General features: G+C 42.5%; 18 protein-coding genes. 13 read left to right on the top strand and 5 right to left on the bottom strand.

Annotated elements, in window-relative coordinates; genetic code table 11:
• Position 1: 1 nt before the first annotated feature.
• The 8 genes from L0P88_RS04590 to tsaB all read left to right on the top strand — a co-directional run bounded on the left by L0P88_RS04590 (position 2) and on the right by tsaB (position 9019).
• The gene (locus tag L0P88_RS04590; RefSeq protein WP_247133451.1) at positions 2-1261 is read left to right on the top strand and encodes an ABC transporter permease; all 1260 of its coding nucleotides are present in this window, start codon (positions 2-4) and stop codon (positions 1259-1261) included.
• A gap of 46 nt (positions 1262-1307) precedes the next feature.
• Positions 1308-2417, top strand: coding sequence for an efflux RND transporter periplasmic adaptor subunit (locus L0P88_RS04585; RefSeq protein ID WP_247133450.1), 1110 nt, complete (start codon positions 1308-1310; stop codon positions 2415-2417).
• 100 nt (positions 2418-2517) lie between these two features.
• Positions 2518-3219 (top strand): ABC transporter ATP-binding protein, encoded by a 702-nt coding sequence (locus L0P88_RS04580; protein WP_247133449.1) that lies wholly within the window; start codon positions 2518-2520, stop codon positions 3217-3219.
• Positions 3212-4441, top strand: coding sequence for an ABC transporter permease (locus L0P88_RS04575; RefSeq protein ID WP_247133448.1), 1230 nt, complete (start codon positions 3212-3214; stop codon positions 4439-4441). The genes L0P88_RS04580 and L0P88_RS04575 overlap by 8 nt, the downstream gene beginning before the upstream one ends.
• A 59-nt stretch (positions 4442-4500) precedes the next feature.
• Positions 4501-5700, top strand: coding sequence for an ABC transporter permease (locus tag L0P88_RS04570; protein ID WP_247133447.1), 1200 nt, complete (start codon positions 4501-4503; stop codon positions 5698-5700).
• A 36-nt stretch (positions 5701-5736) separates the two neighbouring features.
• Complete coding sequence (locus L0P88_RS04565) at positions 5737-6849, top strand: efflux RND transporter periplasmic adaptor subunit (protein ID WP_247133446.1); 1113 nt, start codon at positions 5737-5739, stop codon at positions 6847-6849.
• 38 nt (positions 6850-6887) lie between these two features.
• Positions 6888-8255 carry a TolC family protein gene (locus L0P88_RS04560; protein WP_247133445.1) on the top strand — a complete coding sequence of 456 codons (1368 nt, stop codon included), beginning with the start codon at positions 6888-6890 and terminating at the stop codon, positions 8253-8255.
• A gap of 86 nt (positions 8256-8341) precedes the next feature.
• Complete coding sequence (gene tsaB, locus L0P88_RS04555) at positions 8342-9019, top strand: tRNA (adenosine(37)-N6)-threonylcarbamoyltransferase complex dimerization subunit type 1 TsaB (protein WP_247133444.1); 678 nt, start codon at positions 8342-8344, stop codon at positions 9017-9019.
• A gap of 8 nt (positions 9020-9027) precedes the next feature.
• Here tsaB and L0P88_RS04550 read toward each other — a convergent pair whose 3' ends face one another.
• The 4 genes from L0P88_RS04550 to L0P88_RS04535 all read right to left on the bottom strand — a co-directional run bounded on the left by L0P88_RS04550 (position 9028) and on the right by L0P88_RS04535 (position 13270).
• On the bottom strand, positions 9028-9861 hold the full coding sequence (locus L0P88_RS04550; RefSeq protein WP_247133443.1) for a mechanosensitive ion channel family protein: 834 nt from the start codon (positions 9859-9861) through the stop codon (positions 9028-9030).
• A gap of 84 nt (positions 9862-9945) precedes the next feature.
• Complete coding sequence (locus tag L0P88_RS04545; RefSeq protein WP_247133442.1) at positions 9946-11976, bottom strand: thioredoxin domain-containing protein; 2031 nt, start codon at positions 11974-11976, stop codon at positions 9946-9948.
• A 137-nt stretch (positions 11977-12113) separates the two neighbouring features.
• Complete coding sequence (locus L0P88_RS04540; protein ID WP_247133441.1) at positions 12114-12314, bottom strand: dodecin family protein; 201 nt, start codon at positions 12312-12314, stop codon at positions 12114-12116.
• A gap of 59 nt (positions 12315-12373) precedes the next feature.
• The gene (locus tag L0P88_RS04535; protein ID WP_247133440.1) at positions 12374-13270 is read right to left on the bottom strand and encodes a NifU family protein; all 897 of its coding nucleotides are present in this window, start codon (positions 13268-13270) and stop codon (positions 12374-12376) included.
• 122 nt (positions 13271-13392) lie between these two features.
• Between L0P88_RS04535 and L0P88_RS04530 the strand changes: the two genes are divergently transcribed.
• Positions 13393-14391: a type IX secretion system membrane protein PorP/SprF gene (locus tag L0P88_RS04530; protein WP_247133439.1), complete on the top strand. Its 999-nt coding sequence runs from the start codon at positions 13393-13395 to the stop codon at positions 14389-14391.
• A gap of 92 nt (positions 14392-14483) precedes the next feature.
• Here L0P88_RS04530 and L0P88_RS04525 read toward each other — a convergent pair whose 3' ends face one another.
• Entirely contained in the window at positions 14484-15662 is a 1179-nt protein-coding gene (locus L0P88_RS04525) for a vWA domain-containing protein (RefSeq protein WP_247133438.1), read from the bottom strand.
• Positions 15663-15863: 201 nt separating this feature from the next.
• Here L0P88_RS04525 and L0P88_RS04520 point away from each other — a divergent pair, with 201 nt between their 5' ends.
• From L0P88_RS04520 to fabD, 4 genes are read left to right on the top strand one after another with little or no spacing between them, the layout of a single operon-like run.
• The gene (locus L0P88_RS04520) at positions 15864-18065 is read left to right on the top strand and encodes a histidine kinase (RefSeq protein ID WP_247133437.1); all 2202 of its coding nucleotides are present in this window, start codon (positions 15864-15866) and stop codon (positions 18063-18065) included.
• A complete protein-coding gene (locus tag L0P88_RS04515) occupies positions 18065-18796 on the top strand; it encodes a LytR/AlgR family response regulator transcription factor (RefSeq protein ID WP_247133436.1) in 732 nt (243 codons plus the stop codon). The genes L0P88_RS04520 and L0P88_RS04515 overlap by 1 nt, the downstream gene beginning before the upstream one ends.
• Positions 18797-18826: 30 nt before the next feature.
• Positions 18827-19336, top strand: coding sequence for a gamma carbonic anhydrase family protein (locus L0P88_RS04510; RefSeq protein WP_247133435.1), 510 nt, complete (start codon positions 18827-18829; stop codon positions 19334-19336).
• 57 nt (positions 19337-19393) lie between these two features.
• Positions 19394-20278 (top strand): ACP S-malonyltransferase, encoded by an 885-nt coding sequence (fabD, locus tag L0P88_RS04505; RefSeq protein WP_247133434.1) that lies wholly within the window; start codon positions 19394-19396, stop codon positions 20276-20278.
• Positions 20279-20297 lie beyond the last annotated feature (19 nt).

Raw genomic sequence — 20297 nt, 5'->3', positions numbered from 1 at the left:
GATGTTTAACAGAGATCGTTGGAAAGAAATTCTTGAAGTACTTACCTCCAATTGGTTTAGGACGGTATTGACCGCTTTTGGCGTATTCTGGGGAATATTCATTCTTATTCTACTGCTTGCTGCTGGCAAGGGACTGGAAAATGGTATCAATGCTGATTTTGGTGATATTGCTACCAATACCATGTTCATGTGGACAAGAAGGACGACCAAACCTTATCAGGGATTGCCAAAGGACAGAAGTTTTGAATTTCAGCGAGAGGATGTTCGGGCAATAAGGGATAATGTCCCCAACCTAAGGTTCATTTCCCCAAGAAACCAATTGGGAGGCTTTAGTTCAGGCGGTAATAATGTGGTTAGGGGTTTGAATTCCGGGGCTTATAATGTCTACGGGGATTATCCGGAAATCATCAATCAAGACCCAATGACAGTGACCTCGGGGAGGTTCATCAATTACAATGATATCAACGAAAAACGAAAGATTGCCATTATAGGTCAGGGCGTGAAAAACGATTTATACGAAAAAGGTGAAGAGGTACTGGGGACCTATATAAAAATTCAGGGTGTCAATTTCTTGGTGGTGGGAACCTATAAGAAAAATTCCAGTGACGGTGGGGAAGAGGCGCAAAAGGAGATTTTTGTGCCTTTCACGGCATTTTCGCAGGCTTTCAATCGAGGGGAAGATGTGGGCTGGATGGCCATTACCGCCAAGGACGGAAGTTCCATTTCCGTTCTGAAGGAAAAGATCATCAATGTAATGAAGAAAAAACACAAGGTCCATCCAGAGGACAATAGGGCCATTGGGTACTTTGATCTTTATGAACAATACAATAGGGTGGAGAGTCTGTTTTCGGGTATTCGATGGATTGCGATTATCGTAGGGACATTTGTTTTGATTTCCGGAATAATAGGGGTAAGCAATATTATGCTCATTGTGGTAAAGGAACGTACCAAGGAAATTGGAATTCGGCGGGCTTTGGGGGAGTCCCCATGGTCCATTAAAAAACAGATATTGATGGAATCCATTTTCCTGACGATCATTTCGGGTATGACGGGTATTATTTTTGGGGCCCTGATTATCTATGGAATTAATGCCTTACTGGATAGTGTGGGGCCTGTTGATATGTTCCTTAGCCCCAGTGTAAGTGTCGGTGTGGTGGCAAGTGCGCTAATGGCTTTGGTCATCTCCGGGCTATTGGCAGGGTTCATACCTGCCAACAGTGCCATTCGGGTAAGGCCCATTGAAGCCTTGAGAAACGAATAATTAATAACCAGCCCTGAGCGGAGTCGAAGGGTCAAAAACCATAAAAATGAAAAAGTCGGTTACCATTGTAATACTAGTATTTATTGTTGTTGCTTTTGCAGGGGCCATGTATTACTTGTACCAAAAGAACTCAGAGGACCCCATTGTTTATCAAACGGAAGTGCCGACCAAGCAGAGCATAGTAAAAAAAGCGGTGGCCACGGGAAGTATCCTGCCCTTGGAAGAAGTACTCATCAAACCCAATATCTCAGGGGTAATAGAAGAGGTTTTTGTTGAGGGTGGCGATTATGTTAAAACAGGTGATCTCTTGGCCAAAATCAAGGTCGTTCCAAATTTAAGTGCCCTAAACGATGCCAGGGATGCTATAGAAAGGGCAAGAATCGATGTTGAGAACCAGAAACGAAACTACGATCGCCAATTATCAATATTTCAGAGAGGGGTAATCTCAAAAGCGGATTTGGAAAATGCCGAAGTGGCCTATGACCAGGCAAAGCAAACTTTTAAAGCAGCCAACCAACGTTTGGATATTATTAAAACAGGTACTTCAAAAGGGTACGGTAATCAGGCAAATACCTTGATACGGTCCACAGTCAGTGGTATGGTGCTGGACGTTCCCGTGGAAAAAGGAAATCAGGTGATAGAAAGCAATAATTTTAACGAAGGTACGACCATCGCTTCTATTGCCGATGTAGAGAAAATGATTTTTGAGGGAAAGGTCGATGAATCCGAGGTTGGAAAAATAAAAGAGGATTTGCCGTTGGAAATAACCGTAGGTGCCATTGAAGATCAGGTTTTTGATGCGGTATTGGATTATATAGCGCCCAAGGGAGTAGAAGAGAATGGTGCCATTCAATTTGAAATAAAAGGAACACTGACCAAACAGGACACCACCTTCATAAGGGCGGGATTGAGTGCAAATGCCTCCATAATTTTAGCCAGGGCCGATAGTGTGCTGGCCTTAAAAGAGGCCCTGGTCCAATTTGATGACGATACCAAAAAACCCTTTGTAGAGGTTGAAGTCGGAGACCAACAATTTGAACGCAAGGAAGTTGAGTTGGGAATTAGTGATGGTATTTTTGTTGAGGTGAAATCTGGGATTTCAGACGATGACAAAATAAAGGTCTGGAACAATGTCGAAGACCAGGCGGGCAGCTGATACCATCATTTAACATAACTTTTAAACTAATCTTGTAACATTTCTGCAACTTGTCAGTCCTATAGGTGGATTTCAAGTCCAGATAGCTAACAAACCAATCATGATAGAAATCAAAGATCTTCACAAGTCCTATAAAATGGGAAGCAATTCCCTGCATGTTTTAAAGGGAATTAATTTTAATGTGGAAGAGGGAGAATTAGTGGCCATTATGGGATCTTCGGGATCGGGTAAATCCACCCTACTTAATATTTTGGGAATGTTGGATGGTGCAGATTCCGGTGAGTACTTTTTGGATGGTGTCCCCATTAAGGACCTTAGTGAGAAAAAAGCTGCCCAGTATCGGAACAAATTTCTTGGTTTCGTTTTTCAGTCGTTCAACCTTATCAATTATAAATCGGCATTGGAAAATGTCGCACTACCACTATACTATCAGAAAGTGGGCAGGAAAGAGCGTCAGGATAAAGCCCTGAATTATTTGGATAGGGTAGGTTTAAAAGAGTGGGCTACCCACTTACCCTCAGAACTTTCGGGGGGCCAAAAACAAAGGGTAGCCATAGCTAGGGCAATGGCAGCAGAACCAAAGGTACTTTTGGCAGATGAACCAACAGGGGCCCTTGACAGTAAAACGTCTTATGAGGTCATGGACCTGATCCAAAAAATCAACGATGATGGGAATACTATTTTGGTAGTCACACACGAGAAGGATATAGCGCATATGTGCAAAAGAATTGTACACCTCAGGGATGGTGTTATTGTAGAAGACAAGAAAATTGAACAAGTAAGGGCCCAGGAGTATGTTTGATAGGGATATTTGGCAAGAAATATTTAATACCATCAAAAAGAACAAGCTAAGAACCTTTTTAACCGGTTTCTCAGTGGGGTGGGCGATTTTCATTTTGGTGATGTTGTTGGCCTCTGTCAATGGCATGCAAAACGGGTTTTATTCCCAGTTTAATGATGATGCCACCAATTCCATTTTTGTAAGGCCAGGAACTACTTCAGAAGCTTATGCGGGTTTTGAAGCAGGACGACGGGTGCAGTTCAAAAATGATGATATCGAGTTTATCGAAAAAAGTTTTCCGGAAGATTTTGTGGAGATAAGCGGGAGGTATTATGCCAATACCGTGGCAAGATATAAAGCTGAAACGGGAACGTATTCTGTACAAGCTGTACATCCGGACCATCAAATTATAGAGAAAACCATAGTCATTTCCGGCCGATTTATCAATGAAGCCGATCAAATAAACAAAGCAAAGGTGGCTGTGATTGGAAGAAAAGTTGCCGAAGATCTTTTTGACAAAGAGGACCCCATAGGACAGTTTGTGGAATTCAACGGTCTTCCTTTCAAAGTTATTGGGGTTTTTATTGACGAAGGTGATGACAATGCCGAAAGACGTATTTATGCGCCCATAAGTACCTACCAACGCATATATGGAAATACAAACGATATTAATGCCATCCTTTTGACTTACAATCCCAACTATGATTTGACCAAGGCCCTGGAGTTTTCCGATAAACTCGAGACCGTCATGAAAAGAAGACATAAAGTGGCTCCAGAAGATCAGGCAGGGCTCTTTGTTTGGAACTATGCGGAGGCCTTTGATGATATCAGCAACTTCACTTCAGTTTTAAAAGCCATAGGCATTGGGGTCGGTTTTTTGATTTTAATTGCCGGGATTGTGGGTATCGGTAATATTATGGTCTTTACCATTAAAGAACGAACCAAGGAGATTGGGGTACGTAAGGCATTGGGAGCAAGACCCAATCAAATTGTTAACCTGGTTTTATTGGAATCCATTTTTATAACGGCACTTTCCGGTTTTATAGGTTTGTTGTTTGCGTGGCTCATCCTTTCCTTGGTGGGGCCAACAATCAATACCCCGGCATTTACCAATCCCAACGTGAGTGCTTCAACAGTAATTACCGCAACGATAGTCTTGATTATTGCCGGTGTTTTGGCGGGACTTATCCCTGCTATAAAGGCGGCCAACGTGAAACCTATTGTTGCCTTAAGTGATAAATAATTATGTGGCTGTTCGATAGAGATTTATGGTTTGAGATTTTCCACACCCTGGGCAAAAACATGTTCCGGACTTTCCTGACCATGCTGGGGGTCATCTTTGCAATGATGATTTTGGTACTCCTCTTGGGTTCTGCCAATGGGATGAGCAATGGATTTGACAAGATTTTTGCGGGAACCGCTTCCAACAGTCTATTTGTCTGGGGCCAGCGGACTTCCGAACCTTATAAAGGATTTGAGCGAGGACGTAGGATTCGGTATAAAATTGAGGATGCAAGCATATTGAAGGAACAAATTCCTGAAATTGAAGTATTGGCCCCTAGAATAGAATTGGGCAGTCATAGGGATATCGTGACGGTTTATAGAAAAGGGCAAACCAGTGGGTCCTCGGTTTATGGGGACTATCCGGAAATCGATAATATCACTAAAAAGAAGTTGGTCGAAGGACGTTTTTTGAACGATAACGACATTGAACACTCCAAGAAAGTATGTGTTATTGGTGAAGAGACCTATAAACTCCTTTTTGAAAAAGGGGAAGACGCCATCGGGGAAGATATCAGGATAAATGGGGTTTTCTTTTCCGTGGTTGGGATTTATAAGCCCAACAACAATATTAATATTGATGGTGAAAATGCCGTTTTTATTCCCTTTACAACTTTCCAAAAGGCCTTTAATTCCGGGGACAGAATGGGCTGGATGGCCATTGCGGTGGACCCCAGTACCAAAGTTGCCGTCGTAGAGAACCAAATTAAGGCCATTCTCAAGAACAAATATGATATTGCCCCCAATGATGAAAGGGCCATTGGAAGTTTTGATATGTCCGAGATTTTCAACAATATCAGTGCATTCACCAACGTGTTAAAAGGCTTCTCGTTCTTTGTGGGCATCTTTACCTTACTGGCAGGTGTTATCGCCATTAGTAATATCCTCTTGATTACCGTAAAGGAGCGAACCAAGGAGATTGGGGTCAGGAGGGCACTTGGGGCTACTCCAATTGTGGTAAAACGCCAAATTGTTGTTGAGGCCATTGTACTAACGGCTTTTGCCGGCTTGATCGGTTTTGCGATCTCCGTGGGTATTTTGGCCATATTGAATAGTTTATGGGGCAGTGGTGATGATTTCCCTTTTGCAAATCCTATGGTCAGTATTCCCCAGTTCAGTATATCCTTTTTATTAATGGTGGGTCTCAGTGTATTGATAGGACTATTGCCCGCCAATAGGGCCATTAAAGTGCGGCCCATAGAAGCACTTAGAGAAGAATAACCAATTTAGAATTAAATAACAATCAAATAGAGAGCAATGAACAAGTATGTTAAGTACGGATTAATAGGTGTTTTATGTGTGGGTATTTTGTACGCCATAGTGTACTTTCTTAAGCAGAACAGCACACCTAAGCAGCTATACGAAACAGAAACCGTGGAGCGAAAGGATATTGTGAACAAAGTAATCGTAACGGGAAAAGTTATTCCAGAGGACGAAATCAACATCAAGCCTCAAATTACGGGAATCATTGACAAAATTTATTTGGATGAAGGCGCCGAGGTCAAGGCGGGCGAGTTGATTGCGGTTATTAAGGTAGTGCCCAATGAGCAGTCCCTATACCAGGCAAAGGGACGCGTCAACAATGCCAGGGTTGCCCTTAGTAATGCCGAATTGGAATTTAACCGAAATAAGGACTTATTTGCCAAAGGTGTTGTAGCGGCCCAGGATTTTCAGAACATAGAATTGACGTACCAGCAGGCCAAACTGGAATTGGAAAATGCGCAAAACGACTATAAGATCATTTTGAAGGGTTCCGTTGGGGGATCGGTCAGTGCCAATACGGACATTAAGGCCACCGTATCGGGCACCATACTGGAAATCCCGGTCAAAGAAGGAGATCAGGTCATTCAAAGTAACAACTTCAATGATGGGACTACAATAGCCACTATTGCAGATATGACCAAAATGATTTTTGAAGGTGAAGTGGATGAGGCAGAAGTGGGTAAACTTAATGTTGGCATGCCTTTGGAAATAAGCTTGGGCGCATTGGAAAAAGATAAGTTTGATGCAAAACTAAAGTTTATTGCTCCCAAGGGGGTTGAGGAAGAAGGGGCCGTTCAATTCAAGATCGAAGGGGATTTGGTTGTAAGCGATAGTACCTATGTCCGCGCGGGCTATAGTGCAAATGCCTCCATTGTTTTAGAAGAGAAAAAAGATGTTTTGGCCATTAAGGAAGCCCTTCTCCAGTTTGATGAGGAAACCGATAAACCATTTGTGGAAGTCGAAGTTGCCGAAAATGAATTTGAGAAAAAAGAGCTGGAATTAGGCGTCAGTGATGGGATTGATGTGGAGATTTTGTCGGGAATAGACGAGGAAGCCAAAATCAAGGTTTGGAATAAACTCGAGAAAAAGAGCGACGAAGATTCTTAATAGACCAACCAAATAACATATCAAAAATCAAAAAACGAATGAAATCAAAAGTTTCAGTACTAGTACTTTTTTGTGCCATTTTTTCAATGAATGCACAAGTAAAGAAATGGACGTTGGAGGAATGTGTGATTTATGCTGTAGAGAACAACTTGACCGTAGAACAGTTTGAATTGGATTTGGAGAATGCCAAAATTGATAAATCCGATGCAATTGGGAGCTTACTGCCCGATTTAAATGGTAATATCAGCGCCTCCAGTAACACCGGTTTCTCCATTAACCCAACGAACAACTTACCGACCAATGAAACCCAAAACAACGTAAATGGTGGGTTTGGTTCCAACCTTACCTTGTTTGATGGTCTAAGGAACATAAAGCAATTGCAACGTGCCAAGATGAACGCAATTGCCAACCAATACCGGTTGGATGATCTAAAGGATGATATACGTTTGCGTGTAGCCGATGCCTATTTACAAGTGATAAGCAATAAGGAAGCCTTAAATGTGGCCCGGGCGCAATATGCCGTGACGGAACAGGATATGAAACGGAACCGGGAATTGGTGGAATCCGGGGTGGTTCCCCGTGGGGACTTATTGGAAATTGAGGCTACGGCCGCCACGCAAGAACAACAGATCGTAAATAATGAGGGCTTGGTCACCATTTCCAGAATAAACCTGGCCCAGCTTTTGCAGATTACGGATTACGAAAATTTTGATGTAGTGGATGAAGGTTTTGAGGTACCTCCATCAGATATTTTGAACAATTCGGCAAAATCCATTTTTGCCAAGGCAATGGAGTTTAGGAATGACATCAGATTTTCGGAAACCAATGTAGCTTTGGCCGAAAAGGACCTGGAAATCGCAAAAGGAGCCTATTTGCCAACAATTGGTGCCTTTTTTAATTACGGTACCCGGTATTCCGATAATGCACTCATTCCTGTATCCGGACTTGGCCCGGACGTACCCCAAGAATTTTTTACGCCAAGTTTTAAAGATCAATTATGGATTTTTGATGGTATTTCTTATGGGGCGCAAGTAAATGTTCCAATTTTTAACGGGTGGAACACCCGAAACAGCGTAAAACGTTCAAAAATCAATTTGGAACGGACCAAACTTCAATTTGAATTGGACAAACTAACGCTGGAAGCAACCATTCAACAGGCCTATGTTGATGTCACCACGTTTGGGAAAGCGTATGAAGCAGCGGAAAAAACCTTGGAGGCCAGGGAAGTCGCCTACCAATATGCCAAGGACCGATTTGACGTTGGGCTTTTAAATGCGTTTGATTTTGGGCAGTCCCAGGCCCGTCTGGATGATGCTCGCGCCAGTGTCATTAGAAGTAAATACGATTATATCTTCCGATTAAAAATATTGGAGTTCTATTTTGGACTTCCGATTCAACTCAACTAAATTTAAAGTTGTCCCCTCCTATTTGGAGGGGTTTTTGTTTCGCCCAACCTTTTATAAAATAGCAGTAGGTCCTCTATCTTTGCCCTATGGCAAAAATCCTTTGTTTGGAAACGGCGACCACCAATTGCTCGGTGGCTTTGGGTGTAAATGGGGAAGTGGTTGGTTTGGTGGAAGAAAATTCGCCGAATTATTCCCATTCGGAACAATTGCACATTTTTGTTGAGCAAGTACTGATCGAGGCATCATTATCTTTTTCGGATTTGGATGCGGTTGCCGTAAGTAAGGGACCGGGTTCCTACACGGGTTTAAGAATAGGCGTATCTTCAGCCAAAGGCTTATGTTTTTCCCTGGATTTGCCTTTGATCGCAACCCCTACCTTATTGGGCATGGCCCACCAGTTAAAAGTTGAAACGGGAGAAGTTATTGTTCCACTTATCGATGCAAGAAGAATGGAGGTGTATGCTGCTGTTTTTGACGCAGCCCATACCGAAATCCGTGAAACCCGGGCAGAAATCATCAATGAGGGTTCCTTCTCGGATTACATGATGGCCCCACGAGTCCATTTAATAGGCAATGGAGCGGAAAAATGCCGTGGTGTGCTATCACATGATAACATCCACATTGATGGAAGCATTGTCCCTTCCGCAAAGGAAATGGTCACCATAGCAACTAAAAAATATGAAACCAAGGACTTTGAGGATATGGCCTATTTTGAACCGTATTATCTCAAGGATTTTGTCCTCCAAAGCAGAAAAAAGGCTTAGACAGGCCCTTAATCTTCCCCAGGAATCTGATGAACTACCCGTTGTGGGAATGGGATTTCTATTCCGGCCTCATCAAATCGCAATTTTGATTGTTCAATTAGATCAAACCGGGCGGGCCAAAACACATCGTTGGGGGCCCAAAAACGCAACGTGAGGTTAACGGAACTGTCCCCAAGACTGTCCACATAAACCTCAGGGGCAGGTTCCTTGAGGATTCGATCGTCCTGGGCACAAATGTCCAATAGGATGTCTTTGGCCGTTTTGATATTGGAACCGTAGCCTATACCTACCTTGTAGTTTTCCCTTCTGTTGGGTTCTGCACTGTAGTTAACAATATTGCCATTGGCAAGGATACCATTGGGAACAATAGCAATTTGATTACCAAAAGTGTTGAGCTTGGTATTAAAAATGGATATTTCCTTTACCGATCCATCCACGCCCTGTGCAGAAATCCAATCGCCTACTTTGAATGGTTTGAACAACAAGATGAGCACACCACCTGCAAAATTGGCCAGCGAGCCTTGTAAGGCAAGACCAATGGCGAGGCCTGCGGCCCCTAACATGGCAATAAGGGAAGAGGTCTTAACCCCCAACTGGGTTACCACCAGTACGGCCAACAATACTTTTAAGGTGATATTTATAAAACTCTGTAGAAAGGACTCCAAGGCAAGATCGTAGTCCTTTCGTTCAAAGAACTTTCGTACAATCCTATTGATGAACTTGATTACCCAAAGGCCTATAATTAAAATGACAACGGCCAAAATAAGATTGGGGAGTAGGTTCCAAAACCAATCTATGGCTTTTTCAATATGCTGTTCGTAGTTGTTCAGTTCTTCTAACATCGTTTGGGATTTTGAAAAAAATACGTTAATAAAGACTCGATATCAAATAATGGATTTTAAACTTTGGTTAAACTTCTGTCGCGACTAGAGTTGCGCCAGTACACGCTCGATGGAAGTTACCGGCAATTTACAAGTACCTTCAATACAGACATAGATCAAGGTTTGCCCCTCGTTGTACCTGTTTTTGAGCAAATCCATGGAACCTTCCCGCTGCGATCCAACCAATATGCTATTGGGAAGGTAATGGGAAGATAGCTCTTTTCCCAGTGATTTGTAATCGTCGCCGACTACGGCAATTTCATAGAAGTTTTTGTTTTGGAAAAGCACCAGATGTAACCAATTGGCGAAACTCTGTCCATTGTCCGGAAAATTGTCCTGAACGTTTCGGACCATTTGGCCCGCCTGTTCTCCGTAACCTTCCTCAGGAAACAATTTGTGAAGCTTCAATAGGTTTATGGCCATAATGGAGTTGGAGGCGGAAATAACATTGTCGTTTACTTCAATGGACCTTCTGATCAAATCTTCATCTTGATTTGAAGTATAAAAAAACATACCACTTTCACCATCCTTAAAATGGGAAATGGCCGTATTGGTCAATTCTTTGGCCCTGGACAACCACTGCTGGTCAAAGGTCACTTCATACAAACTTAAATAACCCTCAATTACGGTGGCATAATCATCTAGAAAGGCATTGATGGTACTCTCCCCGTTTTTATGGTTTCTGTACAGTGTTCCATCACCTTTTACCATTTCCTTTTCTATAAATTTGGCATTGTTTATGGCCAATGTTAAATAACGCTCGTTTTGGAGGTAGCGATGGGCATCGACCAAACCCTTGAGCATCAATCCATTCCAGGAAGCCAGGATTTTGTCATCAAGCCGGGGTTTGGGACGTTCATCACGAACTGCTTTGAGCTTCTGTAGTGAGGTGGAAATTTGCGAATTCAACCCATCCATCGAAATTTGGTGCTTATCGGCAATCTCTTTGTCCGACTTATCCCGGATAAGTACATAATTTCCCTCTTCCCAAAGGCCATAGGGATTGATGTTGTAGTAGTCTTTGAAAACAGGAAAATCCGCTCCTAAAATGGAATCCAATTCCCGTTCTTTCCAAACGTAAAATGCACCTTCTTCCAGTTCATTGGAGGCATTGTAACTATCGGCATCAAGGGAGGAATAAAATCCACCGTTTTTGTCCAACAATTCGGTTTCCACAAAACCAATGGACTTTTCAACGACTTGCCTGTACAACGGATTTTTTGTTAGGGCATAGGACCTGGCATATAGGCTTACCAATTGGCCATTATCGTACAACATTTTTTCAAAATGGGGTACATGCCATTTGGTATCGACGGAGTACCTGGAAAAACCACCATCAATAGGGTCAAAAATCCCCCCATAGGCCATTCTGGTGAGTGTGGTATTCACATACTCCATGATACTGTCATTTTCTTCGGAAACCGCATAATGCATAAGAAACTCAAGATTATTGGGCATCATAAACTTGGGCGCCCTTTTGTACCCCCCTAAATAGGTATCAAAATAGGTGGACCATTTGGAGACCGAACCCCTTAGCTCCTCCAGGGTGAAATTTCCGTTGTCCGTATTGATTTCAACAAGATTAACGGCTTTTATCCCCCGTTCAAGATTGGTAGCATATTCCTCGACCTTTTTGGAATCCGTTTTGTACAGCTCAATAAGTTTTTCCAATGATTTGATCCAGTTCTCCTTGGGCAGATAGGTAGCTCCCCAAAACGGCCTTCCATCCGGTAGGGCAACTACATTTAAGGGCCACCCTCCATTACCTGTCATCATTTGGATGGCGTCCATGTAAATTTGATCCACATCCGGTCGTTCTTCACGATCTATTTTTATGGTAATGAAGTTTTCATTCATCATTTGGGCCACCTCTTCATCCTCAAAACATTCATCTTCCATTACATGGCACCAGTGGCATGCCGCATAACCGATACTTATCAATAAGGGTTTGTTCTCTTTTTTGGCCCGTTCCAAAACCTCTGGTTTCCAAGCTTCCCAATTAACGGGGTTATGGGCATGTTGTAATAAATAGGGGCTGGTTTCATGTACAAGGGCGTTGGTGTACTTGTGTTTCATTTTTTCAGGTTTTTGGGAGCAACCCAAAACGATAAGAATCAATAAAAGAAGACCACTAGTTTTTTTCATTCCATAGTTGGATTAAGCACAAAAAAAAGCGCCAATGGATATGGCGCTAAGGTATGTTCTTAGGTGGATTAATTTACTTCAAACGTAATTTTAACGTTTACACGATATTCATCCACTTTGCCATCTTTAACGGTACAGCTTTGTTCGTTTACATATACCGAACGAATATTCTTAACCGATTTTGATGCTTGTTCTACTGCCCTGCTTGTGGCGTCTTCCCAACTTTTACTGGAATTGGCCAAGACTTCGATTACTTTTAATATTGCCATAGTCAGTGAATTTTAGAATTCCTTCAAGATACGGAATTTGGGCAAATTCCCCGATGGTATCAGCCGTTCAATGCCACAACTTCATTCACTTTGTCCCCCAACATGTTTTTGAGCATGGTCTCTATGCCATTTTTAAGGGTGAAGGTAGAGGAAGGGCATCCACTACAGGCCCCCTGGAGGATAACGTTTACCGTTTTACTGTCCTCCTCATAGGATTGAAATAGGATGTTCCCTCCATCACTGGCCACTGCCGGTTTTACATATTCTTCCAAAATATTGATGATTTGGAGCGAAGTTTCGTCTTGTGGTTGGTCGACGTTCTCCTTGGAAGACGATTCTTCAGCTTTTGCTATGGAATCTACTGAAACCACTTCTTGGCCCTGAGCTAAAAAATCACGGATAAACTCACGAAGTTCCATGGTGATATCAGTCCAATCCGCCATATCGTACTTGGTAATGGAAACATAGTTCTGGTCTAAAAACACTTCCTTTACAAAAGGAAAATGAAATAGTTTTTTGGCAAGTTCCGAGTCTTTGGCTTCGTCTATATTTTTGAATTCAAAAGTGGAAGGGACAATAGCTTTGTTCGCCACATATTTCATTACCGCCGGATTGGGCGTAACTTCTGCATATACCGTGATGGGTATTTTCTTTTGCGAATTGGATTCCAGCACCACTGGCTCACCGGAATTCAGGTATTCCACCAAGTTTTGGGCTACCTCGTCCTTCACATCACTCCATTGCACAATATCATAGCGCTCCAGGGCAATAAAATTGCCGGACACATAAACTGTTTTGATAAAAGGCAGATAAAACAATTGTTGGGCCAAAGGCGAATCCTTGGCTTCATCAATATTTTTATACTCATAATTGTCCTTGACCAAAAAATGATTGGCCTCAAACTTCAATATTGCGGGATTATTGGTTTCAACCACTGTGATGTTGTACTCTTTCATAGCAGATATTTTTACAAAAATACAAAGGAAATATGGGGATTGAAATATATACTATTATCTTAAAAGCTTCGTTATGTATTTGTTTTGATAGCACTATACAGCTTTCTTAGCTCCATATCTTGATGAAAAAATTACTGATATTATCACTGCTCACCCTATGTCTTGGTGGGACTTTGCGAGCCCAGGAGGGTATCCCTGTATATTTCGATTATTTAGCGGATAATTACTATTTGGTCTACCCTTCAATGGCGGGGATCGGGCAAGGGGGCAAGGTTCGCCTTACTGCCCGCCAACAATGGTTTGATGTGGATAACGCCCCTAACTTACAAACATTTAATGCCCATTTTAGGGTAGGGGAACGCAGTGGTGTTGGGGGTATCCTGTTCAATGATTCCAATGGATTCCATTCCCAGACCGGATTTAAGGCCACATACGCCCACCATTTGCAGTTGGCCGGGGACTTCAGGACGTTGAACCAATTGTCCTTTGGATTAAGTGCGGTGGCAATCTTAAGTAGTTTGGACGAAACGGAATTTCGCTCGGTGATTCCCGATCCGATCATATCAGGGGTTAAAAATACCGTGAGTTACTTTAATGTGGATTTGGGGGCCTCCTATAACTATTTGGAGTTTTATGCCCATGCGGCCATCCTCAATATATTGGGAACCGGACGGGATTTGTTTACCGCTGCCGAATTTGATAACCTTAGAAGATATTTAATTTCCGCAGGATATGTTTTTGGAAAAAGCAGTCTTAGGATAGAACCTTCGGTATTATTTCAAATGACGGATTTTACCCGAGAGCGAACCATTGATATCAATGCCAAGGTGTATAAGGATTTGAATGCCAACACCACTTTATGGGGAGGCCTTTCCTATAGAAGAAGTTTTGATGGGGCACAATTTCAACAAAATGGAAGTTTCGGGGAACAACGTCTACAATTGTTTACACCCATAGTTGGGGTAAATATCAACCGTTTTTTGGTTTCCTATAATTACAGTTATCAGTCTGGGGATATCCGTCTTGATAATGGTGGCTTCCATCAAATCACCTTAGGTTATGACTTGGGTGAACGGGCGGAGAACAGGTATGACTGCTACTGTCCTGCCGCGAATTACTAATGGAAATACCATTTCGCCTCCATAAGGGTATAAGAAGCCTTTCCGGATTTCTTCCCTAGAACACGGGACGAAATGACATTCACCAACCAAAATTACTCCCAGGTATAGTTCTTTTTCGCAGCTTGCTTCTTAATGGCCTTTACCATGGCATTTTCCAGTTCACCCCTTTGGCCCTTTTGCTGTTCTGCAATATAAGCTTCCCTTTTTGCATTGATCTCTTGAATTTCCTTTTGGATTTTGGTGCGTTCTACCTGTTTACCTTCCAAAAACTCCTTGATTTCCTTTTTCGATTTACCCTGAAGTTCCTTTGGTAATGCTTTGGTTTCCAGCTTATCAAGGGCCTGTTCGTCATCTTCAAGGGCATCGACCAGGTCCCAATTGGAATTTTTGTAGAATCTGGAACTTTTGCTTACGGCCCTTTTTACGGCAACCGACTCCTCCATCTCATAGGCATTGGAATCCTGTACCTCCTGGGCCATGATCTTTGATGCGCCCATACTTCCATATGCGATATAGGTTCCGTTAAGCTTTTTGTTCAACCGAATAATAATATCATCATAAGGTGTGGCAATATGGACGATTTCCTGATTATGATCAATGGCCATATAATCACCTCCTGTACGGACGGCGCCATCTTTCCAATGGGTTGAAATGCCCTGTTCATAGTTTCCACAAAAAATGGTGTTCACTACCACATCCTTCTCCTTGGCCTGGGAGGTAGCATTGCGATAATTCAGTTTTCCTTGGGTGAAAGGTTCGTTCCCGGCAATAAAAATCAGTTTTAGATCATCGGGGTTTTTACCCCAGTCCAATTGTTTAAGGGAGGTGTGGATGACCGTACCACAGTATTCCTCACCGCCATTGGTGGAGAGGGAAAAAAGCTTTTCGGAGATTTCGTCCAAATCGCTGCTGAACCCCAGCACCTGTCTTATATACCCCTCTGCAGAGGAAAGGTCGTCATTCCCGTATTCGTACAACGCAATTTGGAGTTCGGGCCTGGTATGATTGCCACATTTTGCATAAGTGAATTCATTCACAATGTCCCAGAGCTGTGCCTTGGCCTGATTGATCAACCCATCCATACTGTTACTGGTATCCAATAAAAGGGCGATTTTCACAAATTGCTTCGCAGGTTTCCGATCACCACGATCCATAGGTTCAACCACGCGTTGTTTTTTCGAAAAATTTGATGCGCTTACCTCACTGGTAAAACAGTTTCCCACTACCGCAATGAATAGTGTAGCCGCTAGTATGTTCCTTAATTTTTCCATAACGATTTGCTTTTATCCATAAGATTTTGGGGCCAAACTATAACCAAGCTTTTTGATAAAAAATCAAGAATGAGTGAATGATGGATATCACTTCGTAAAGTGAAAACGATACTGAGTAAAGCCTGTAAATCTTTAGGTAAAAAGGGCGATATCCCCGAGAAGTCATTTTTTAATGCTTTGTAAAAGAACTAAGTTTACGTTATGAAGGTGAAGGGACTTCATATTGTGGTCTTTTGTTTTTTAATGGTTGTGCTGCTACCAGTTTTAAAGGCGCAAAATCCCAATCAATCCAGGGGAATTGTGCTTAGGGGCTCAGTAGTGGAGGAAAAGACCTATGCCCCCATTTCTGGTGTAGAGGTACTTACGGACGGCGGGGCGTATACCAGAACGGACGGGCTGGGGGAGTTTGTCATTAAGGCCCAAATAGGGGATCAATTGATTTTTCAGAGCCCCGATTTTGAAATGGTCATACATCGAATAACCTCAAATGAAGATATCCGTTTGGTCGTGGAAAACTATCAGGGTCCAGTACAAAAAGGAAGGACCTCAAGGGATGCTTCGCACCAGCAATTACTGGATTCTGCCAACTACCACAAGAAAAATGATATTGAGAAAAGCATTGATTTCATTGCACAATCAATTTCAGTGCTAGGGAAGAATCCAAATAAACGGCTTTTGGCGCGATCATTGACCAATCTTGGGGAAATCTATTTGTACCACCAGCAGTTTGATTTGGCCATTGGCAATTTTGAGGATGCCCTTACGGCCAATAAAACGATAAAGACCCAATTGTTATTGGGGGAAGCACTGTTGTTGGACAAACAATATCCCGATGCAGAAAGGGAGTTGAAGGAATTGTTGGACAAAAAAAAGTTGGTCCCGTACCAAAGAATAAACCTTTATGAGTTTTTGGGCGATACAAAAAAGGGGATGGGTGAAATGGACCTGGCCCTGGAATACTATGAAGAAGGACTACGGATAGCCAAAAAAAATCAGGTTACCCCAAAGGTTACGGATTTGACCTCAAAAATAGCGGAAACCTATGCCTTGGCCGACCGAAGGATCGAGGCGGAGGGATATTTTGACAGTTCATTGGAGCTTTCCAAAAAAGAGAGCCCCAAGCGTGCCATTCAGGAAAGTGAGAAGGTGGCCGATTTTTACAATAGGGCCAATAGGTACTCCGATGAAATCAAGCAACGGAAGAGCAGTCTTAATGAACTCAATAAACTGGGAGATGAGGCTGTTGTCAGGGACAAGGGGATTGCGGTGGAGGACACCATTACCTCCCAACGTATAAACTACAAAATAGGAAGGGCCTATGTTGCCCAAAACAGATTGAACGAGGCCATTCCTTATCTTCAAAAAAGTATTGTGGAAGCGGATAGTGAGGACGACCTATTGATACAAAAGGAAGCTACTCGGAAATTATCGGAAGTATATGAATACAAGGGCGATTTTTCAAAAGCATTTGAGACCTATCAGGATTACGTGACATTGGTGGATACCCTTTATGTTCGTAAAGAGCAGGAAATTAGTCGACTGGCACGATTAAATCGGGAAATTGCCACCAAGCAGAACCGAATTTCGAGTTTGGAACAAGAACGGGAACTCTCCCAAAGCAAATATAATTTGGCCTTAACGGAGCAACAGCTTTTTGAGACCAGGACAAAATGGCAAACATGGCTCATCTATTCGTTGATTTTTGCGATGCTTTTATTGGCATTGACCGTTTTCTTCTTTTATCGAACCAACAAACAACAAAAACTCACCAATAATCTATTGGCATTAAAATCGTTGCGTTCCCAAATGAATCCCCATTTTATTTTTAATGCGCTAAATTCTGTGAACAATTACATTGCGAAAAATGATGAACGGAGTGCAAACCGATTTTTAAGCGAATTTTCAGTGCTGATGCGAACCGTACTTGAAAATTCAGAAGAGGATTTCATCCCCTTTTCAAAGGAACTGGAACTTTTAAAGCTATATGTGAAGTTGGAACACTCCCGCTTTACCGAAAAGTTCGATTACAGGATAGATGTGGATGATGATATTAGGATAGAGGAGTTTGAGATTCCCCCAATGCTCATTCAGCCCTATGTGGAGAATGCCATTTGGCACGGTTTGCGGTACAAGAAGGATAAAGGGTTTCTGAATATCACTGTCAATCAGCCCAGTGGGTCACTTTTGACCATTACCATAACCGATGATGGAATTGGAAGAAAGAAGTCCGCGGAATTAAAAACCCAGAATCAAAGAAAGCAGAAGTCCAAGGGCATGGGCAATATCACAAAACGGATAGGAATTTTGAATGAAATGTACAGTAATAAGGTGAGTGTCTCCATTTCAGATTTAACCTTGGATAAAACAGGCACCAAAGTGGTCGTAAAACTTAAAAAGGATTGATGAAATTAAAAGCCATTATTGTTGAGGACGAAGCAAGTAGTAGGGAAATCCTAAGGAACTATCTAGGGAAATACTGCCCCAATGTGGTTTTGGTCGGAGAAGCCGCAGCGATTAAAGAAGGTTTGGAACTGATAGAAAGGCATGCATTGGATCTCATATTTCTGGATGTGGAAATGCCCTTTGGAAATGCCTTTGATTTATTGGAACAAGTTCCCAATAGAACTTTTGAGACCATATTTGTAACCGCTTACAACCATTACGCCATGGACGCCCTAAACCACCATGCGGCGTATTATTTAATGAAGCCCATAAATATTGATGAATTGATCAAAGGGGTGGAATACGTGGAAAATATAAAAAAGAAGGAAAATGCCTTGGAGGGCAAGGTCTTGAAATCAAACTTTGCAAAAACCGAAGGTAAGATTACCATTCCCCAACAGGACGGGTTTCGTGTTTTGGAAGTCTCGGATATTTATTACTGCAAAGCAGATGACAATTACACGGAAATCTATGTAAAGGACAAAAGGATTGTGGTGAGCAAGACCTTAAAATATTTTGAAGAGGCCCTTTCGGACTTTCCCTTTGTTCGTATCCATAAATCGTATTTGGTCAACCTTAATGAAATCATTACATACAAAAAGGGCAAGGGAGGGAGCGTTGTACTGTCCATTGGTAAAGAACTTTCCGTTTCGGCCACTAAAAAGGCCAATTTGCTTTCGCATTTTCAGTAGATTGGTCCCCTATTTTTAAATTAAAATATAATGATAGTTCGATCAGTAAATGGAAAAGCACCACAACTGGGAAAGGATTGCTTTGTAGCCGAAAATGCCACTATTGTTGGTGAAGTCACTATGGGAAATCAATGCAGTATATGGTTCAATGCAGTGCTTCGGGGTGATGTGCACTTTATCAAAATGGGAGACAAGGTCAATGTTCAGGATGGTGCCGTAATTCATTGTACCTATCAAAAGTTTCCAACAACCATTGGGAACAACGTATCCATTGGCCATAACGCAATTGTACATGGTTGTACCCTTCATGACAATGTGCTCATTGGTATGGGGGCCATTGTGATGGACGACTGTGTTGTGGAAAGCAATTCCATAATAGCCGCGGGAGCGGTGGTTACCCAGGGAACCCATGTCCCCTCCGGAACCATTTATGCCGGAATGCCTGCGAAAAAACTCAAGGATGTAAGTCCAGAATTAAGTGCTGGGGAAATTGACCGTATTGCCAACAACTACGTAAAATACAGCAGCTGGTTCAAATAATGTTTTAAGGTCGATGGCAATCAGTACCTTTTTCTATTTTTGCCAAAAATAAGTATCATGAACGCATATGTTTTTCCAGGTCAAGGTGCCCAGTTTGTAGGAATGGGATTGGATTTGTACGAAGGTCATCCACAGGCCCAAGAATTATTCGAACGGGCCAACGAAATCTTAGGATTTTCCATTACGGATATTATGTTTGAGGGCACTGCGGAAGACCTAAAACAGACCAAAGTAACACAACCCGCCATATTCCTGCACTCCGTGATATTGAGTAAGGTATTGGGGGATGCGTTTCAACCCGATATGGTTGCAGGACATTCGTTAGGGGAATTTTCCGCCCTGGTCGCCAATGGAACCTTAAATTTTGAGGACGGTCTAAAATTGGTCTCACAGCGGGCACAGGCCATGCAAAAAGCATGTGAACTGCAACCCAGTACCATGGCCGCCGTTTTAGGATTGGAGGATAAAATTGTCGAAGAAATATGCAATGGCGTAGACGGAATTGTTGTCCCCGCCAATTACAACTGTCCTGGTCAGTTGGTGATTTCCGGCGAAGTGGCCGCCATTGATGTGGCCTGCGAAAAACTGAAGGAGGCCGGTGCCAGAAGGGCGTTGGTACTTCCCGTTGGAGGTGCATTCCATTCCCCATTGATGGAACCTGCGCGGGAGGAATTGGCCACTGCCATCGATAACACCAATTTTCACGAACCCAACTGTCCCGTTTATCAAAATGTGACCACAAAGGGAGTTACCGTGTCCAAAGAAATAAAGGAAAACCTTATTGCCCAATTAACGGCCCCCGTGAAATGGACGCAAAGTGTTCAAAATATGGTTGCGGATGGCGCTAAAAGTTTTGTGGAAGTAGGCCCGGGAAAAGTGCTTCAGGGACTGGTGAGAAAGATAGATTCCACTATGGAAACCAGTTCTGCACAATTGGGCTAAATCCATATTGTTTGGCAAT

Origin of the sequence: Muricauda sp. SCSIO 64092 (assembly GCF_023016285.1) — a bacterium.
GTDB lineage: Bacteria > Bacteroidota > Bacteroidia > Flavobacteriales > Flavobacteriaceae > Croceivirga.
The sequence above is the reverse complement of the archived record's forward strand: the minus strand, read 5'-3'. Positions and strand labels throughout refer to the sequence as shown.